At 35.1% G+C, this 19130-nt stretch carries 16 protein-coding genes; all 16 read right to left on the reverse strand.

The genetic code is table 11. From position 1 onward, the window contains the following. Positions 1 to 362: 362 nt before the first annotated feature. The 16 genes from radA to licT all read right to left on the reverse strand — a co-directional run bounded on the left by radA (position 363) and on the right by licT (position 19037). A complete protein-coding gene (radA, locus tag C8E03_RS13255; RefSeq protein ID WP_094377528.1) occupies positions 363 to 1718 on the reverse strand; it encodes a DNA repair protein RadA in 1356 nt (451 codons plus the stop codon). A gap of 304 nt (positions 1719 to 2022) precedes the next feature. Further along, positions 2023 to 2436, reverse strand: a complete 414-nt coding sequence (locus C8E03_RS13260; RefSeq protein ID WP_094377527.1) for an endosialidase — start codon at positions 2434 to 2436, stop codon at positions 2023 to 2025. Positions 2437 to 2548: 112 nt separating this feature from the next. Continuing rightward, positions 2549 to 5005, reverse strand: a complete 2457-nt coding sequence (locus tag C8E03_RS13265) for an ATP-dependent Clp protease ATP-binding subunit (RefSeq protein WP_094377526.1) — start codon at positions 5003 to 5005, stop codon at positions 2549 to 2551. A 14-nt stretch (positions 5006 to 5019) separates the two neighbouring features. Then, positions 5020 to 5388 (reverse strand): GntR family transcriptional regulator, encoded by a 369-nt coding sequence (locus tag C8E03_RS13270; protein WP_110291246.1) that lies wholly within the window; start codon positions 5386 to 5388, stop codon positions 5020 to 5022. Positions 5389 to 5527: 139 nt separating this feature from the next. After that, positions 5528 to 6079, reverse strand: coding sequence for an HdeD family acid-resistance protein (locus C8E03_RS13275; protein WP_110291247.1), 552 nt, complete (start codon positions 6077 to 6079; stop codon positions 5528 to 5530). A 215-nt stretch (positions 6080 to 6294) separates the two neighbouring features. Next, positions 6295 to 8193: a beta-glucoside-specific PTS transporter subunit IIABC gene (locus tag C8E03_RS13280; RefSeq protein WP_094377523.1), complete on the reverse strand. Its 1899-nt coding sequence runs from the start codon at positions 8191 to 8193 to the stop codon at positions 6295 to 6297. A 286-nt stretch (positions 8194 to 8479) separates the two neighbouring features. Next, a complete protein-coding gene (gene glpK, locus C8E03_RS13285) occupies positions 8480 to 9988 on the reverse strand; it encodes a glycerol kinase GlpK (RefSeq protein WP_110291248.1) in 1509 nt (502 codons plus the stop codon). A 4-nt stretch (positions 9989 to 9992) separates the two neighbouring features. Continuing rightward, complete coding sequence (locus tag C8E03_RS13290; RefSeq protein ID WP_170122996.1) at positions 9993 to 10562, reverse strand: glycerol-3-phosphate responsive antiterminator; 570 nt, start codon at positions 10560 to 10562, stop codon at positions 9993 to 9995. Continuing rightward, positions 10519 to 10929 (reverse strand): DUF1667 domain-containing protein, encoded by a 411-nt coding sequence (locus C8E03_RS13295; RefSeq protein WP_110291250.1) that lies wholly within the window; start codon positions 10927 to 10929, stop codon positions 10519 to 10521. The genes C8E03_RS13290 and C8E03_RS13295 overlap by 44 nt, the downstream gene beginning before the upstream one ends. Before the next feature lie 13 nt (positions 10930 to 10942). After that, the gene (locus C8E03_RS13300) at positions 10943 to 12196 is read right to left on the reverse strand and encodes an NAD(P)/FAD-dependent oxidoreductase (RefSeq protein ID WP_110291251.1); all 1254 of its coding nucleotides are present in this window, start codon (positions 12194 to 12196) and stop codon (positions 10943 to 10945) included. Between the two features lie 3 nt (positions 12197 to 12199). Beyond that, positions 12200 to 13630 carry an NAD(P)/FAD-dependent oxidoreductase gene (locus tag C8E03_RS13305; RefSeq protein WP_110291252.1) on the reverse strand — a complete coding sequence of 477 codons (1431 nt, stop codon included), beginning with the start codon at positions 13628 to 13630 and terminating at the stop codon, positions 12200 to 12202. Positions 13631 to 13804: 174 nt separating this feature from the next. Continuing rightward, a complete protein-coding gene (gene ptsP, locus C8E03_RS13310; RefSeq protein ID WP_110291253.1) occupies positions 13805 to 15436 on the reverse strand; it encodes a phosphoenolpyruvate--protein phosphotransferase in 1632 nt (543 codons plus the stop codon). A gap of 17 nt (positions 15437 to 15453) precedes the next feature. Continuing rightward, entirely contained in the window at positions 15454 to 15711 is a 258-nt protein-coding gene (locus tag C8E03_RS13315; protein WP_110291254.1) for an HPr family phosphocarrier protein, read from the reverse strand. 31 nt (positions 15712 to 15742) lie between these two features. Then, the gene (locus C8E03_RS13320) at positions 15743 to 17155 is read right to left on the reverse strand and encodes a glycoside hydrolase family 1 protein (RefSeq protein WP_110291255.1); all 1413 of its coding nucleotides are present in this window, start codon (positions 17153 to 17155) and stop codon (positions 15743 to 15745) included. Positions 17156 to 17187: 32 nt separating this feature from the next. Beyond that, entirely contained in the window at positions 17188 to 18006 is an 819-nt protein-coding gene (locus C8E03_RS13325) for an HAD family hydrolase (protein ID WP_110291256.1), read from the reverse strand. A 197-nt stretch (positions 18007 to 18203) separates the two neighbouring features. Beyond that, positions 18204 to 19037 (reverse strand): BglG family transcription antiterminator LicT, encoded by an 834-nt coding sequence (licT, locus tag C8E03_RS13330; RefSeq protein ID WP_110291257.1) that lies wholly within the window; start codon positions 19035 to 19037, stop codon positions 18204 to 18206. Between the last annotated feature and the right edge of the window lie 93 nt (positions 19038 to 19130).

Consider the following 19130-nt stretch of genomic DNA (forward strand, 5'->3'; position numbering starts at 1 on the left):
TTTCTGATACTTTTGTTCTGAAATCTCTTTTGGTTTTCTTCGAAAACCGTTGAATTTTCAAGGTTGTAATTACTGTTTAATTATCAAGGTTCTTTTTCTTTTATCTTACCGCTCTCTCAAGCGACTTGATTATCTTACCATTTATGTTTTCCTTTGTCAACAACTTTTTAATTTTTTTTGAAGTTTTTTAAATTATACATAATATTTAAAAAATTTAGCTTAATTATAGCTAACTAGCGTTTTTGCTGACAAAGGATATCTTAACAAAATCTTTTTCATATGTCAACATATTTAAAGTAGAAAGTTATTATGTCGATTTTTTGCAAATTGTTTAATAATTTAAAACATTTATATTTCAATTGTTACATACAATCAATGGCCTCTTTTAAATTATTAACACCTAATATTTGAATTCCTTTGATTTGCTTTAGGCTATCGGCGGACACTTTCGGAATAATGCATTTTTTAAAGCCTAATTTCTTAGCCTCTAACACCCTTTGCTCAGCCATATTTACAGAACGGATTTCACCACTTAGGCCTACTTCTCCAAATACAATTGTTTTTTCACCAATTACCCTATCCTTATAGCTTGATACAATAGCCATAACAATACCCAGATCAATTGCCGGTTCGTTCATTTTAATGCCTCCTGCTATATTAACATAGGCATCACAGGATGATAATTGTAAACCAAATCTTTTTTCCAACACTGCCATTAATAAGTTCACACGATTAAAATCAGTTCCCACAGCAGTTCTCCTTGGCAGTCCAAAATTAGTTTGACATACCAGCGCCTGAATTTCAATGAGTATCGGTCTTGTACCTTCTATTGAACAAGCGACAACAGAACCTGATGCATTTTCTGCTCTTCCCTCAAGCATATATTCTGATGGATTGCTAACTTCAATCAATCCGCACTCTACCATTTCAAAAACACCAATTTCATTGGTAGAACCAAACCGGTTTTTAACTCCTCTTAATATACGGTAGGTTGCATGCCTGTCCCCTTCAAAATACAACACGGTATCTACCATATGCTCTAATACCCTAGGTCCTGCCACTACACCTTCTTTTGTTACGTGTCCAACAATGAAAATAGATATTCCCAATCCCTTTGCTATTTGCATCAGCATAGAGGTAGATTCTCTAACCTGAGACACACTGCCTGGTGCTGATGATACATTTTCGTTATACATTGTTTGTATTGAATCAATAATAACGATCTGAGGTTTTATTTTTTTTATTACCTCACTCGCACTGTCTAGATTTGTTTCACATAAAATGAGCATATCATCACTAAATTGCCCTATACGGAGTGCTCTCATTTTAATTTGCTTTAGAGATTCCTCTCCTGAAATGTATAATACAGATTTATTCTGTTTCGTTAAGGTCTGACAAACCTGCAACAGCAAAGTTGATTTACCAATACCCGGATCTCCTCCGACCAATATCAGCGAACCTTGAACAATACCACCACCAAGCACTCTGTCTAGCTCTTCAATCCCTGTTTTAATACGCTCATCATCATTAGTTTCTATATCCGATATTTTAGTTGGCTCTGTAATAATTACACCCTTGCTTTTGCCTGATGGACCCTTGGTTATCGCTTCCTCTACAAAACTATTCCATTCTTTACATGCCGGACACTGTCCCATCCATTTAGATGATTCATGACCACAATTCTGACAGAAAAATATACTATTCTTCCCTTTTGCCATTCTTTCCTCCTCAATTGATACTTTCTATTAGAACTAGTGCCTGCTGCACATCAACTCCACCTACTCATTCATGAAAAACGCAGGAGCTTTGCTCATTCAAAGCTGCCAGCAATGGCATCTTCCTATTACATTCGCACGTTTTAAGAACGAAGTGTTCTTTATCCTATAAAATTCAACAATATCCTATTATATAAATAAGAAATGCTACAGTAAACGATTATTTCCATTTATCTGTAACATTTCTATGTGAACGTCTTCCTATTATCAGGCTTCTAAAGCTGATTAGTGAATCAAATAGATTATCTTATAATTTAACAATTTTTACCTTTGATTGCGAATCTTTGTTAAGCTCTACACTAAGTGCTAACTTTCCACCCAAATTAGTCTTCATCTTACCTACATTGGTGTCATCAATAAATATCTTATATTCTGTATCTTCTGCTAATTCAACTGTTATTTGAGCATCCTCTGTACCCTCAACATTAAATTGAACCCCAGTCTCAGTTACTTTCATATGATTAACTGCAGTTCCAGGAACTGACTCATAGACAAACATTCCATTACGTTCTAACTTCGTAATCTCATTATAAGTCTTTACCTTATACAAGTCACCTTCGTGTTCAAAATCCTGTAGTTTTGATTTTTCTTTTAACGTATAATCACCAAAACTAATTGTGCTGTCTGCTTCACTGCGTATTAACTCTTTTATTACCGCCATTTTATAGCCCTCCTATTATGGCAACAGAAATTTTTCTATTGGTTTTGACTGATTCATTTCTTCAATCCTACAACCATTATATAATAAATCGACACTTTTTACTAGAAGTTTCTCATTTGTTCACAGAAAATTCGACTTGTTTGTTTTTGATACCTACTGCTACTGTATCTCCTGCCTTTATATTACCATTTAGTATTTCTTCAGCCAGTTTATCCTCAACCTTACTTTGTATGGCTCTTCTTAACGGCCTTGCTCCGTATTTTTCATCATAGCCACTTTCAGCAATATATTTTTTAACAGAATCTCTAACATTAAGATCAATATTCATTTGATTTTTACATCTGTCTACCAAAGTCTTAAGCATAATAGAAATAACTTTCTTAATATGATCTTTATTAAGTGAATGGAACACAATTGTTTCATCAATACGATTTAAAAATTCAGGCTTAAAGGTTTGCTTTACTTCCTCCATTACATTTGCTTTCATTGTTTCGTAATTCTTATTTTCGTCATCTGTTGAGACAAAGCCAAGCTTTTTCGGTGATATAATTGCCCTTGCCCCTAAATTGGATGTCATAATAATAACTGCATTTTTAAAGCTTATTTTTCTTCCCTGAGAGTCTGTTATATGTCCATCATCCAAAACCTGCAGCAGTACATTAAATACATCTGGATGTGCTTTTTCTACTTCATCGAACAAGATGACAGAATAAGGATTTCTTCTGACCTTTTCACTTAGCTGTCCTCCTTCATCATAGCCCACATATCCAGGAGGAGAACCTATCATCTTAGATACACTATGCTTTTCCATGTACTCTGACATATCAACTCTTATCATCGACTGCTCATTTCCAAACAAGGCTTCTGCCAGAGCCTTTGATAACTCAGTTTTTCCAACTCCCGTAGGTCCCAAAAATAGGAATGACCCAATTGGTCTGTTTGGATCCTTTAAGCCGACCCGCCCTCTTTTTATAGCTCTTGATACTGCACTTACAGCATCTTCTTGTCCAATTACTCGCTTATGAAGGATTGACTCTAAACGCTTCAAACGTTCTGTTTCCTCTTCTGCTAACTTTTTAACCGGAATTTTAGTCCAATCTGACACAATGCCTGCAACTTCGTTTTCTCCTACAATCAGTTTCTTATCACTGTGACTCTTATTCATTTTATTTGTTAATTTCATCAGTTTCATTTTTACTTCTTTTTGTTTCTGACTAATATCTGATGCTTTATCAAATTCTCCAGCTTTGATTAATTCTTCTTTAAACTTTTCAAGTTCTTTGATATCTTCTTCTAATTCTGACATGTTATCTGACGTTTTAGTTCTGCTTAATCGTATCTTTGACGCTGCTTCATCAATAATATCGATTGCTTTATCTGGTAAAAATCTATCATTAATATAACGATCTGACATTTTAACTGCCGCTTCAATTCCTTCATCTGTTATTACTACCTTATGATGATTTTCATATTCTTTTCTAAGCCCCTTTAGTATTTCTATGGCTTCTTCAATTGTTGGCTCATCAATCATGACAGGCTGAAAACGCCTCTCTAATGCTGCATCTTTTTCCACATGCTTTCTATATTCTTCAATCGTGGTTGCTCCTATTAACTGAATCTCACCCCTTGCCAAAGATGGCTTTAAAATATTGGATGCATCAATTGCTCCCTCTGCACCTCCTGCTCCAATAATAGTGTGAATTTCATCTATAAATAAAAGTATATTACCAGCCTCTTTAACTTCACTTAATATCTTTTTAATTCTCTCCTCAAACTCACCTCTGTATTTTGAGCCTGCAACTACCCCTGATAAATCTAATGTAACAAGCCTTTTATTCTTCACACTGTCCGGCAGTGTTCCTGCCATCATTCTGGATGCTAGTCCTTCTGCTATTGCCGTTTTTCCAACACCTGGCTCTCCAATTAAGCACGGATTATTTTTACCTCTTCTACTTAGTATTTGTACTACTCTTGCAATTTCCTTATCCCTTCCTATTACAGGATCTAACTGTCCATTTTTGGCAAGCTCGGTTAAATCTCTACTATATTGATTCAGAGTTGGCGTATCCAGTTTACTCTTCTTTTTTATTGGTTTTCCATTCTGAAACTCTTCTTTATAAAGACTTCCATCTTCTCCCATAGCTACTAGTGTGTCCACATAAATTTTTTGCATATTAACACCTAATGTATTGAGAAGTCTTGCGCCTATGCAATCTGTTTCCTTGATAACAGCTATGAGTAAATGCTCTGTCCCAATTTGTTCTGATTTAAATCTTCTTGCTTCTTTTTTACTATTTTCCAAAATCTTTAATGCTCTGGGTGTATAGCCTTCCTTTTCTAGAACAGAAGTATTATCTTGTGCCGGCGCAATTAATTGCTCGATTAAATCCAGTAATGCTTTTTCCTCCACATTACTATTATATAATACGTTCGCTGCAACGCCTGTTCTTTCTTTTAATAATCCAACTAGAATATGCTCTGTTCCTATATAGCTGTGTTTTAACTGTCTTGCAGTTTTTTTAGCTATATCCAGAGCGTTCGCAGCCTTTTGTGTGTAGTTTCCTTGCATACTATTCCTCCATTTTAAATATACTCGTTAAATATTTCATCTATTAATTCGTGTACCTCGCAGCGCGTAATGTTTTTACAGCAGCCTTTTGCTAACAGTACGGTTAATTCTTTCTTCATCTCAGACAAAGCTTTTATTTTATCACTGCTTAGAGCTATAATTGCCCCGTTTCTTCTATCTAATGTAATAAAACCTTCCTGCTTCAACACAGAATATGCTTTATTCACTGTATGCATATTAATTCCTATATTATCTGCTAACTGTCTGACTGATGGTAGTGTTTCTCCTTCTTGAATTTTTGAAGTTGCAATTCCAATAATAATTTGGTTTCTTAATTGAACATACAAAGCTTCTTCACTATTAAAATCAATTTCAATAAACACATTGTCACCTTCTTCAGTAATAAATTTGTAAATTCAATAATTTTGTTATATATATAGTAGCACACTGTGAAATATTTGCAATGTTTTTTTAAAGCTTTTCATCAATATATGTTTCACCTAATGTATTTAATGTGTATAGTTACTTTTTTATTTCTCTTTCTGCCTTGCCTATCTTGGTCAATATCCATATACTGGATATTCCATCATATAAAAGACTAATTCCAATTGCTATCATTAATGTAGTTTCCGCCTGAAACGGATTTATAAACAACAGAGAAGCAAAGCCGATATGAATCACTGCCATAAAAAATGAAATCCACCAATGCTGATAAAATTTTTCTTTCAATTCGATCCCCTGCTTTACATTAACAATACTATGAATCACTAATACAAATCCAAATATAACAGGTATGATATAAATAACCATAGACGGTTTACTAACAATCCATATTCCGATTACCCCTGTTACAATCGCTATAATTATATTAAAATTAACAAGACTATTTTGTTTTTTATATTTGAAATAAAAAAACACATGAAATAAGGCGCAAATAATTAACACACCACCAAAGGCATAGCAAATTGCCGTCATCGTCATTTTCGGGTAAACAAGTAATGTGATTCCTAAGCAGATATTTAAAATTGCAGTTAATGCGATACTGACTTTTGTATTTTTCAAAACTCTTTCCATACTATCATCTCCTATTATTAGTAATTACATTTATAATACTCTAAACAAGTTTTATTTTCCACACAAAATTATAGAAGGAGTTCATTTTACTAGACAAAAAAGTGAGTAGGCTAATCGTTTTGTGATTGGCTTTCCCACTTTTTCTTCTATCTATCCTAATCAAGCAAAATATAAGCGAAGTATTTACTCCGCCTATATTTATAACTGTTATATAATTATAACAAACTGATTAAATTCTCACCAGATTTGACATTTTTATTTGTCTCAAAAATAATATCTGTATAATTATCTGCATTTGTAATAATAACTGGAGTTGTAGTAGAAAATCCTTCCCCTTTCACTCCATCTAAATCGACCTCAAGAAGAACCTGTCCTTTTTTAATTTTATCTCCTTGTTTCGCTTTCATAGTAAAGTATTTGCCATTTAATTTTACAGTATCAATACCTACATGTACTAAGATTTCTGCTCCTGTATCGGCTATAATTCCAAATGCATGACCGGTAGGGAAAAACGTAGATATTTCACCATCACACGGAGCAACAATTTTACCGTCAGCCGGTATAATTGCTACACCTTTTCCTAATGCACCACTTGCAAATGCATCATCTTCTACCTGACTTAGTTCTTTTACTTCACCTGTTACAGGCGAAACAATGTTTGTTAATGTGTTTGACACACTTGATCCACTTGATTTACTTGTGCTTTCTTTATCGTCGTCTTTATACATTGCCATTGCTACTACAAAAGCTAAGACCATTGCTATCAATACAGAAATTGCCCCTGAAAGCATTCCACTCGTATCACCGGTTGTTGTATTAATCAATCCAGGGAATCCCATGATACCAAGTCCACCAATTACATATGTCTTAAGACCTAAGAAGCCCGCTACACCACCGCCGACTGCCGCACTAATACAACTGATTACAAAAGGTTTTTTCTTTGGTAATGAAATACCATAAATAGCTGGCTCTGTTACACCAAATATACCTGATACAATTGCTGGTATTGCTAAAGTTTTAAGTTTCTTGTCTTTTGTCTTAATAAAGATAGCAATGATAACTGCTGTCTGTGCAAAAGATGCTGCAAATACAGATGATAATAAAGTGTCATACCCTAAAGTCGACATATTGTTCATTGCAAGCGGAACAACCCCCCAGTGCAACCCAAATATTACCAATACTTGCCATAAAGCTCCAAGAATCGTTCCCGCCAAGACTGGACTAATTGCAATCAAGCCAGCCAATCCGGCACCAACTAAATTAGATAACCAAGTTGCAATAGGTCCTACTATAATTAATGATAGCGGAACTGTTACAAGCAATGTACAAAATGGTACTAAGAATAATTTAACAACATCCGGTATTATTTTTTTGAAGAATCGTTCAACCTTGGACGCTAAAACAATCGCTAAGATAACTGGCACAACTGTGGAAGAATAGCTCATTAATATAACCGGAATTTTTAAAAAGGTTAAATAAACAGTAGATTCAATAATTGGAATACCAGTAAATACTGTCATTAAAGGTTCGCCTGCGGTCATAGCTGCCAAGCTTGGATAAAGCATTGCCATACCAATTGCCATACCTACAAACTCATTTACCTTAAATTTCTTAGCTGCTGTATATCCAAGAACAATAGGTAAAAAGTTAAAGAACGCATCTCCTGTTGCCTGTAAAACCATATAAGTACCGCTTGTGTTAGGATAAAAGTTTAATGCCACAAACAACGCATTAAAACCTTTAATCATACCACAGGCACCTAGTACACCTAAGAATGGTGTGAATACAGCCGAGATTATGGCTATAAATTTGTTAAATAAATTCTGGTTATCATTTTCTTCTTCATCACTTGATACTTGACTTTGAATATGTCCAACCTCACAAACAGCCTGATATACATCCGGTACATGGTTGCCGATAACTACCTGATATTGTCCGCCGCTCTGTATAACTGTAACAACACCATCTGTACTTTTCAACATATCAGTGTTCGCTTTGCTTTCATCTTTTAGTTTAAAACGTAGTCTAGTGATACAGTGAGTAAGGCTTACAATATTTGACTTACCACCTACATTTTGAATAATTATTCTTGCTAATCCATCATATTTATTCATATTTGTATTCTCCTTTTATAGTTCCTATTTATTTATTTCCATTTATTTTTATATTATTTAAGTGAATAGATATTATTTTATTAATTTAAAATAGAAAAACCCAAATCAAATTTAAGTATACGCGTCTACCTAAACCTGATTTGGGTTTTGCCTCCCTAAAAGTAACAATCCGCAAACCTTTTCATATTCACTATAGTGATATGTTACTACACTCGATTCGTTTTGTCAATCTTTTTATGCAATTTTTAATGATTTAATTCTATTTCCACATAATAATCCGTCATTATTACTGTAGATCGTTTTCATTATGATAACTACAGGTTGCCTTTACCACATTTAGCCAGCCCTTGTATAACTTTTCTCTCGTTTTTTCTTCCATAGACGGCAAAAATACCTGGTCAATTTTATAATGTTGCGTTACTTCTTTTTTATCAGACCAAAAACCAACGGCAAGTCCCGCAAGAAAAGCTGCCCCTAATGCCGTTGTTTCATTTACCACTGGCCTTTCAACTGAAACATCTAAGATATCGCTTTGAAATTGCATTAGAATACTATTTTTAACAGCACCGCCATCAACCTTTAGCTTCTTTAAATCAATTTGACTGTCCTTTGACATGGCAATGATAATATCCTTGGTCTGATAAGCCAATGAATCGAGTGTTGCCCTTACAAGGTGAGCCTTGGTCGTCCCTCTTGTAAGTCCAAATACTGCTCCTCTTGCCTTATCATCCCAATATGGTGCACCCAGTCCCACAAAAGCCGGAACGACGTACACGCCATCGCTGTCCTTTACTTGTCCTGCAATCTCCTCGCTTTCGGATGCAGAATGAAGCAGCTCTAGTCCATCCCTTAACCATTGAATTGCACTGCCGGCTACAAAAATACTTCCTTCTAAAGCGTATTCTACCTTATCCTCAAACCCCCATGCTATTGTTGTTAGTAAACCATGCTTTGATTGAATGGCTTTTTCACCTGTATTCATCAGCATGAAGCAGCCTGTTCCATATGTATTCTTGACCATTCCCGGCTCAAAACAGGCCTGCCCAAAGAGCGCTGCCTGTTGATCTCCTGCTATCCCGGCTATTGGAATTGTTTGTCCAAAAAAATGATAGGGTGCCGTGTTCCCATATATGTAAGAGGATGGCTTTACTTCTGGAAGCATTGCTCTTGGTATATCAAATATATCGAGTAATTCCTCATCCCATTTTAGTTCATAGATATTAAATAATAAGGTTCTTGAGGCATTTGAATAATCTGTCACATGGCTCTTTTCTCCCGATAGTTTCCATACAAGCCACGAGTCTATTGTTCCAAACAATAATTCTCCTTCTTGTGCTCTCTGCCTTGCTCCCTCTACATGATTCAGAATCCACTTAACCTTTGTACCCGAAAAATAAGGATCGATTAATAATCCTGTTTTCTTATGAATGATTTCTTCAAATCCCTTTTCCCTTAATTCATCACAGATTTCTACCGTTTGTCTGGATTGCCATACAATTGCATTATAAATCGGTACTCCGGTTTTCTTGTCCCAGACTACAGTCGTCTCCCTTTGGTTTGTGATACCAATGCCACAGATTTGCTCAGGCTGAATACCCGAGTTTGTAATTAATTCCATAATAACAAACATAACACTGATCCAAATCTCGTTTGCATCATGCTCAACCCAGCCTGCCTTTGGAAATATTTGTGTAAACTCCTTTTGTGAGCTTGCAATAATATTGGTATCTTTGTCAAAAATAATAGCCCGGCTGCTAGTGGTTCCTTGGTCAATTGCCAAAATATATTTTTCCATCTGACTAACCCCTATCTCTTTCTAAATATTTAATTGCTATTTTAATATCTGAAACTGTAACTGCAATGGCTCCTTTATTAAGACAAGCATCAATTTGCTCCTCTGTTTTAATTAAGCCGCCACTCATAATAGAGACATTGACTCTTGATTTAATGTAAGGAATAATCGAATCAGCAATTCCAGGTAATACTTCCATATAATCCGGTAAGACGGTATTACATAAGCTTAGTCCCTTCTCCAAGGATTTGCTGTCAATTAAAAACAAACGTAATATCGCAATCTTTTTATTCCTTTTTGCCATTTCTACAACTTTACCTTTGGTAGAAATAACACCGTCCGCCCGAAGCCTTTGGCATGTATATTCACATCCATATTCATCATTTGCCAGTCCATGTATCAAATCAATATGAACCAATGCCTTTTTCTTCTGCTTATGCGCCATATCAATTAATATTCCAAGCTGTGAAATATTCATATTCATAATAACACAATACGTATATTTACTTTCTAAAAATTTCTCAAAATCCTTTTCATTTGCTATTGCAGGTATTACTTTCTGTCCTATTATCTCCATCAGTACGCTCAACACTCCTACTCGCCACAATATCTGCATGCAATCCGCACACATCTGATATTATTATATCACCAACTTTAATAGGAGCGCAAACCTCTATCTTATTAATTTCTTTCATTACATCAAATAGTTTATCCTTTGGAATGTTTACTGAAGTAATGACAGGCAGTCTTTTATAAAGTCCCCCCTCTAATTTCACAGTACTAGTAAGCATTCTGACAGGATTTTTGAGTTCACTTTTAGCATAGACTTCACCGCGTTTACAAGTATTTCCTATCACTTCAATCATATTATTGTTATCGTCTAATGTCACCTCAAGGTGGCAGCTCATTGGACATACAATGCATGCCATTTCTTTCTTTGTCATCTATTTCACCTCTTTATTCATATCCTGCTTCTATGCTTAGTACACTTTTTATATCTTCAATTTCTTCCTTTTTTAATATTAACTTTTCCATTTCAGCAGGAGCCATATGTTGTTTTTTAATTGTTTTAAATAGATTTCCGTCTTTATAGACACGTATTACTGCCTTTTTATAGATTCCGGTTACACGGAACATACATTCAATCTTATCTTCTACATTATCTACATTCACTTTATGTGGAAGAACATATCCTATTCCATCTTTTCCCTCGGTCTGAAAGCCTTCTTTCTGAGTCAACTCACCTTTCATGTATTTTGCTGCCGCTCTTCCAGCTTTCATTCCTTCACTGCTTACATAATCCACTAAATCATGTACATGCAATACATTTCCACATGCAAAGATACCTTCCACAGATGTCTCATAAGACTCATTTACGATTGCACCTTTTGTTTTTTCATGCAGTAAAATATCCGCCTCTTCACTCAACCCATTTTCCGGAATTAAACCTACTGATAATAATAAGGTATCTACTTCGAATTCTTTCTCCGTTCCTTTTATCGGACAAAGCTTGTCATCTACCTGTGCAATAACTAAAGAGTTAATTCTGTCCTTCCCTTTTATATTTGTTATGGTATGGCTTAAGTAAAGTGGAATGTCAAAGTCTTCTAAGCATTGTTTTATATTTCTGGGCAGTCCGTTTGAATAAGGCATCAACTCTGCTACGCCACACACTTTAGCTCCTTCTAGGGTCATACGTCTTGCCATAATCAGTCCGATATCTCCGCTTCCTAAAATAAATACCCTTTTACCTACTAAATATCCTTCCATATTAAGATAACGCTGTGCCGTTCCGGCTGTCCATATACCACTTGGTCTGTAACCAGGTATTGCAATAGCTCCTCTTGTCCGCTCTCTACAACCCATTGCTAATATAACTGCCTTCGCCTTCACTGATACATAGCCTTCCGTTGGATTTACATATTGAATTATTTTGTCTTTGCTTAGATGTATCACCATGGAATTCACCTTATACTCGATACCAAGTTCCTTTAATTGTTCAATATATCTTTCTGCATAAGCAGGACCTGATAATTCCTCAGAGAACATATGAAGTCCAAAGCCATTGTGGATACATTGTAAAAGTATTCCTCCAAGCTCTTTATCTCGTTCAAGTATTAAAATGCTTTTACAGCCATTTTTATATGCTTCAATTGCACTTGCCAGTCCGGCACTACCGCCTCCGATTATAACAATTTCATATTCTTTCATCGCTTACTCCTTTGTTTCTTCCATTAACATTACTGAATTATCACCATCCAACCTAACTTCCAGCGGTGATATCTTTCGTTCACGTGCCAGAATATCTACTACTAATGGCTCACAAAACCCTCCTTGGCATCTTCCCATACCCGGTCTGACTCTTTTCTTAATCCCCTTAACCGTTGTAGCTCCAAGTGGACGTCTGATTGCATCAATAATTTCACCCTCTGTAATCTGTTCACATCTGCATACAATTTTTCCAAAGGCTGGATTCTTTTTTACCAACTCATTTTTTTCTTCCTCTGTCATTTCTTTTAATTTTATATTTGGTCTTCTTTTTGTATACATATTTTTTTCATTCATTCTAATCTTCTTTGATAATATTTCATTAATGACATACTCCGATATCGCAGGTGCTGATGCAAGACCTGGAGACTCAATTCCGGCAACATTAATAAAATCAGTAACATCCTTTGCTTCTTCTATTATAAAATCATGTCTGGTTGAGGTTGGCCGCACCCCTGCAAAAGAGTGGATCACCTTATCCATCGGTATGTTTTTCACTGTTTTATGAATTTCTTTTTTTACATAATCTAAACTGTCTTTTGTATTGTTGTTAAGCTCACCACTATCAACCATCTCGGAATTAGGTCCCAATAATACATTGCCATGAGTGGTTGGGACAACCAAAACACCTTTTCCTGCACTGGATGGTACCGGATAAATAACTCGGCTTACCAAAGGTTTTTTTAATTTATCAAGCACAAAATATTCTCCTTTTCTTGGAGTTATTTCAAAATCTACTTTTGAGGAAACCTTACCATATATTTTGTCTGAACATACTCCTGCTGCATTAATTATAATTTTTGCTTCATAATTTCCTTTGCTGGTAATAACTTCAAAGCCTTTTTGTGTCTTTTTAATCTTTTCTACTTGTTCATTTAAATAAAAATCAACATTATTTTCTGAAGCTTCTTCAGCCAATGCAATTGCAACCTCCCATGGGTAAACAATACCTGTTGTAGGTAATTCAATTACTTTGGTCACATGATCACTTAAATTGGGTTCTTTTTTTATGGCTTCCTCTTTGGTTAAATACATAACAGGAATATTTCTGTTTTTTGTCTGTTGATACAGCATATCCAATGTGTCTTCCTCTTCCATTGACGTAGCTGCTACAAAGGCAGATGTTCTTTTAAATGAGACTCCTAAGTCTTTACATATACTCTCATACATTTCATTGCCTCTTACATTAAGTTTTGCCTTTAACGTATTGTCTAATGGGTCATGCCCCGAATGAATAATCGCACTGTTTGCCATTGTTGCCTTATTGGCTACATCTGCCTCCCTATCAAACACTGCAACCTTTAACTCTTTCTTTGATAAATCATGTGCCAAAAAACAGCCGACAATTCCGGCTCCTACAATTAATATATCATACATAGTCGATCCTCCTATACGCAAAAACGAATGCGTCCCTGGCGAGTTTTTGTTCTTAGAAATAAATCTCTTTCTTTGTCACAAAAAAAATGAGAACAATGTATTGAAAAAAATTCATTACATTGCTCTCATTCTCTCGCACGTTTATTAACTTATGTTAAATCTATCATATATTTATTATTTTGTCAAATCAATTTCACGCACTCTTTTTCTAACTTCAAGTACCATGCTTGCCGATACACTAAGCTCATCAATACCCATTTTAAGAAATTCTTCTGTAAGAGTGATATCTGCTCCTAATTCTCCGCAAATACCAATCCATTTACCTTCTGCATGTGCATTATCAGCTGCCATCTTAATCATTTTAAGTACTGCTTTATGATGCGCATTATAGAAAGGCTCCAGCTTTTGGTTTTGCCGATCAATTGCTAACGTATATTGTGTCAAATCATTAGTTCCTACACTAAAGAAGTCAACCTCCTTAGCTAGTTCATCACTAATCATAACAGAAGCAGGTGTTTCTATCATGATACCTGTTTCTACATTTTCCTTGAAAGGAATTCCTTCCTGTTTCAGTTCCTCTTTTACTTGAGCAATTATCACCTTGATTGCCTTTACTTCTTCTACCGAAATAATCATCGGGAACATAATCGAAATATTACCAAAGATTGCAGCACGATACAATGCTCTAAGCTGTGTCTTAAATATTTCTTTCCTGGTCAGGCATATTCTGATTGCCCGATATCCGAGTGCCGGATTTTCTTCTTTATCCAGTTTAAAATAATCTACTTTCTTATCTGCTCCAATATCAAGTGTTCGAATGATTACCTTTTTACCTGCCATATTTTCGGCTACGGTTTTATAAGCTGCAAATTGCTGCTCTTCGGTAGGATAATCACTGTTTTCCAAATATAAAAATTCACTTCGAAACAGTCCAATACCGTTTGCATCATTTTTTAATACATTACCGACATCAGAACTGTTGCCTATATTCGCGTAAATGTTTATCTTTGTACCATCAAGAGTAATATCTTCCTTATCCTTTAATTGTTGTAATAATTCTTTGCGCTCTAAGGATTCCTTGCGTCTTTTTTCCATTACTGCGAGTGTTTCCTCATCCGGCTCAATATATACTTTACCATGAAAACCATCAACAATTACATATTTACCGTCAAATTCCTTCTTTAAGTCTTCTCCAAGACCAATAATAGCGGGTATCCCCATGCTTCTTGCCAAAATGGCGGTATGTGAATTGGCTGAACCATTTTGCATGATAAATCCAAGAACCTTGTCCTTATCAAGCTGCACTGTTTCACTTGGTACCAAATCATCGGCCGCAATAACTACCTTGTCATTTAATATCTGTATACCATCCTCAGCGTTAGTAAGAATTTTAAGAAGTCTTTCTGATACATCCTTTACATCCGCAGCTCTACCTTGCATATAAGCATCATCCATAGCCGCAAACATTGCGGTAAAATTATCTGCGGTAACACCAACTGCATATTCTGCATTGACCTGTTGTGAATTAATGATATTTATGATGGACTCACAATAATCCAAATCTTCCAACATCATTTGATGAATCTCAAAAATAGCTGCATTTGCCTCTCCTACATCAGCAAGCGCTTTTTCGTATAAGCTTTGCAGTTGCTTCTTTCCCTTTTCCTTTGCTGATTCAAACCTTTTTATCTCGGCATCTGTATCTTCTACTTTGTATCTTTTAATTACACTTTCTTTCCGTTTGTAGAATGATATATTACCCATGCAAATATCATTAAAAACACTTTTTCCTTCTAATACTATCATCCTATCATTTCCTTTACTTAGAGATTTTCTTCAAAAAATTTCTTTAATGCTGCAATTGCTTCATCTTCGTCTGCTCCATCCGCTTCAACAGTCACTTCATCATTTTGTTTTACTGCCATACCCATAATTCCAAAAATTCTTTTTGCATCTCCTGATTTTGCTCCTGATTTAAGAGTGATAGCTGATTGAAATTTTCCTGCTTCCTTTACCAATAATCCTGCTGGTCTTGCGTGAATTCCGATTTCGTCCTTGATTACATACTTAAAATTTTTCATAATAATTATCCTTTCTTCTTCGCGTATTATATTATTCTACAAGTGACTTGCCATTTGTTGCAATTACTTCTTTATACCAATGGAATGATTTCTTTTTATATCTTTTTAAAGTACCTGAGCCATCATCGTTTCTATCTACATAAATGAAGCCATATCTTTTTTTCAGTTCTGCCGTTGATGCACTCACTAAGTCAATGCAACCCCATGTGGTATATCCCATTAATTCTACACCATCTTCTATTGCTTCTGCAACCTGTACTAGGTGATCATTCAAATATTTAATTCGATAATCATCAATTACCGTTTTATTGCCATTTTCATCTTCCACAAGCTTGTCCACTGCACCCAAACCATTTTCAACAATAAAGAGAGGTTTTTCATATCTATCATATAAAGTATTCAAAATATATCTCAATCCCTTTGGATCAATCTGCCATCCCCATTCACTCTCTTTTAAGTATGGGTTTGGAATGCCTCCCATCAAGTTACCCTTACCTGCTTTCTTAGTCGGATCGGCGCTTTCACAAATACTCATATAATAACTAAAGGATACAAAATCTACTGTATTCTTTAAAATTTCTTCATCCCCAAGCTCCATCTTGATTTTGATATTACGCTCTTTAAATAAACGTTTTGCATAAGCCGGATATTTTCCTCTCACCTGAACATCAGAGAATAATAGATTTTCTCTGTCGCGTTCCAATGTTTTAATCATATCGTCGGGATTCGGTGTTAACGGATAGACAGGCATTCCAAGTACCATACAACCTATTTTAGCATGAGGCATAATTTCATGACCTATTTTAGTAGCAAGAGCACTTGCGACCAACTCATGGTGGATTGCCTGATACAAATCCGTCATTTCTAACTTTTCTTTCTCCGTCATGACTCCCCCGCTCATAAACGGTGCATGAATAATGGAATTAATCTCATTGAACGTAAGCCAGTATTTTACCTTGTCCTGATATCTGGTAAAAATAGTTCTTACATAATTCTCATAAAATCCTATTAGTCTTCTGTCTCGCCAGCCATCATATTTCTTTGCAAGATTAAGTGGAGTTTCATAATGAGAGACTGTAACCAAAGGCTCTATATGGTATTTAAGACATTCATCAAATAAATCATCATAAAACTTAAGTCCTTTTTCATTTGGAATCGCATCATCACCGTTTGGAAAAATTCTTGACCATGCAATTGAAGTTCTAAAAACCTTAAAACCCATTTCTGCAAATAATTTTATATCTTCTTTATATCTATGATAAAAATCTATGCCAACCAACTTCATATTATCCTCAGTTGGCTCCGGCGTTATCACTCCGAGTCCTCCCTTTGGTGTAACGTCTTGAATACTTAATCCCTTACCATCTTCTAGATAAGCTCCTTCACACTGATTGGCTGCTACAGCTCCGCCCCATAAAAATCCTTCCGGGTAATGATTTACCATTTTTTCTCCTTCTTTCTATACATTATTTCAATTTATATTAGCTCATGTTTTAAAAAACTATTATAAATTCCGTTTTCATTAACTTTATCAGTCACCTCGTCGGCAAGCTGCTTTAGCTCTTTTGAAGCATTGCCCATAGCAATTCCAAGTTGGGCAAATTTAAGCATCTCAGCATCATTTGGTCCATCACCAATTGCAATGACATCATTTTTAGTTTTACCATAATAGTCAAGAACTATCTGCATACCAATTGATTTGTTAATATTTTTATCCGATATTTCTCCGCTTGCTTCTCCAAAAACACCAATGCTGTTTGGAAGAACAATAAAATATTCTTTAAATTTATCTTGCATACATTCCAAGCTTTTACATGAATTAAAAAATAAAACCTTATTCACACTGCAAACCTCTATCGCATTTTCTACCGTCCTAATAACTCCCAGATAAGCCTCAATCTCACTGTTTTGACCTACTCCACTGTCTTTAAACAGTTTCTTTAATACCTCTAAATTTTCCTTTTCTATGACCACACCACTATTTGTCTCCAATATAAATGCGGTTCGATTCTCTTTCAAATAATTTATGAGCTGTTTCACAATACTTTCTTCCATACATTTATGAAATAATACTTTATTATCACATTCTACATAAGCACCGGCTGCGCACACCAATCCATCAAAACCAATTTCCAGTATTCTGTCATATATTTCTCCCTTGGATCTTCCTGTACACAAAAATATTTTATGCCCATTGCCCTTGGCAGTTTGTATCGCCTCAATTGCTGACTTAGGCACCATTCCATTTATATCACTTAATGTTCCGTCAATATCTAAAAAAATCAGTCTCTCCATTTTGTTACTCCTTATTCTATTTAAACCTGCTTCACGCACACAATCAAACCACCGTATCCGGCTTGTATCAATGTCCGGATTTATATATTATAATATAATGCATGATAGCAGCAAGGTGTTCTCTATTATCTTAAAAAACCTAGACTTATAGAGTAAAATCTAAAGTCTAGGTTTTGCCTGCCTTACCAGTAACAACCCTAATTGGCCGTAGTAATTCTTCTTAAATGTACCGTTAAATAAATCAATTCTTCCTCCGGTACGTTCATTTTAAATTCATTTTCTATATATTTTCTAATTTTCTCTGCACATCTATAATCCGTCTTATATTGGCTCTTAATCATATTATGGAATTCCTCATCTGTACCGGAATTTGGACGATGTGTTATGATTCGCTGTGCAAAAAATTTTAGATGCGTAATAAATCTCTCATAGTTAATTGACTCTTCATCCAGTTCAACCTGATAATAGTACTTTATAATTTTAAGTACATTCTGTATTAATTTAGTTATGTCAATCGTATTTGGCATATCTGTTCCAAATTCTGCATTCACAAGATGCATCGCAATGGACGCTGCTTCATCATCGGGAAGCTCTATGCCAAGCGTTTCTTTTATCATCTCCAGAGCTTTCTTACCTACCTCATATTCAGCAGAATAGAACTTTTTGATTTCCCACAAAAGAGCATTCTTAAAGTTAAGTCCCTGCTTATATCGGTCAATTGCAAAGTTAATATGATCGGTTAAGGTGATATAAATGTTCTTATTCAGCTTCTTTGAAATGACTGTTTTTGAGTATGTTATAATATCGTTTGATATTTGAATGTGCTCTAATGGAATATCAGCTAATACACTCTGCAATCGTTCTGACTCAGCCTCATTATCCATTCTGAAAATTTTCTCTATCTTGATATCATCAATCATATCTCCAAGCTTACGTCCAAATCCAAGACCTCGACCCATTACAACAATTTCACGATTGTTTTCATCATAAGCACTAACAATATTATTATTAATAATCTTCTCAATCTTCATCCTATGATATCTCCTGCCACCAACTAGTTCATTCACAAAAATAAACCATACATAATCAGAACAATTAAATTGTTATTGTTCAAATTAGTTGGT

Origin of the sequence: Lachnotalea glycerini (assembly GCF_003201285.1) — a bacterium.
Taxonomy (GTDB): domain Bacteria; phylum Bacillota; class Clostridia; order Lachnospirales; family Lachnospiraceae; genus Lachnotalea; species Lachnotalea glycerini.

Coding starts and splice junctions, on each gene's coding strand:
- C8E03_RS13280 (WP_094377523.1), bottom strand. CDS start 8,193: ATGAATAAATATGATGGATTAGCAAGAATAATTATTCAAAATGTAGGT.
- C8E03_RS13305 (WP_110291252.1), bottom strand. CDS start 13,630: ATGTATGATATATTAATTGTAGGAGCCGGAATTGTCGGCTGTTTTTTG.
- C8E03_RS13290 (WP_170122996.1), bottom strand. CDS start 10,562: ATGGAGATAATAGGACAGAAAGTAATACCTGCAATAGCAAATGAAAAG.
- glpK (WP_110291248.1), bottom strand. CDS start 9,988: ATGGAAAAATATATTTTGGCAATTGACCAAGGAACCACTAGCAGCCGG.
- C8E03_RS13265 (WP_094377526.1), bottom strand. CDS start 5,005: ATGCAAGGAAACTACACACAAAAGGCTGCGAACGCTCTGGATATAGCT.
- ptsP (WP_110291253.1), bottom strand. CDS start 15,436: ATGATAGTATTAGAAGGAAAAAGTGTTTTTAATGATATTTGCATGGGT.
- C8E03_RS13300 (WP_110291251.1), bottom strand. CDS start 12,196: ATGAAAGAATATGAAATTGTTATAATCGGAGGCGGTAGTGCCGGACTG.
- C8E03_RS13260 (WP_094377527.1), bottom strand. CDS start 2,436: ATGGCGGTAATAAAAGAGTTAATACGCAGTGAAGCAGACAGCACAATT.
- C8E03_RS13325 (WP_110291256.1), bottom strand. CDS start 18,006: ATGGAGAGACTGATTTTTTTAGATATTGACGGAACATTAAGTGATATA.
- C8E03_RS13295 (WP_110291250.1), bottom strand. CDS start 10,929: ATGACAAAGAAAGAAATGGCATGCATTGTATGTCCAATGAGCTGCCAC.
- C8E03_RS13275 (WP_110291247.1), bottom strand. CDS start 6,079: ATGGAAAGAGTTTTGAAAAATACAAAAGTCAGTATCGCATTAACTGCA.
- C8E03_RS13320 (WP_110291255.1), bottom strand. CDS start 17,155: ATGGTAAATCATTACCCGGAAGGATTTTTATGGGGCGGAGCTGTAGCA.
- radA (WP_094377528.1), bottom strand. CDS start 1,718: ATGGCAAAAGGGAAGAATAGTATATTTTTCTGTCAGAATTGTGGTCAT.
- C8E03_RS13315 (WP_110291254.1), bottom strand. CDS start 15,711: ATGAAAAATTTTAAGTATGTAATCAAGGACGAAATCGGAATTCACGCA.
- licT (WP_110291257.1), bottom strand. CDS start 19,037: ATGAAGATTGAGAAGATTATTAATAATAATATTGTTAGTGCTTATGAT.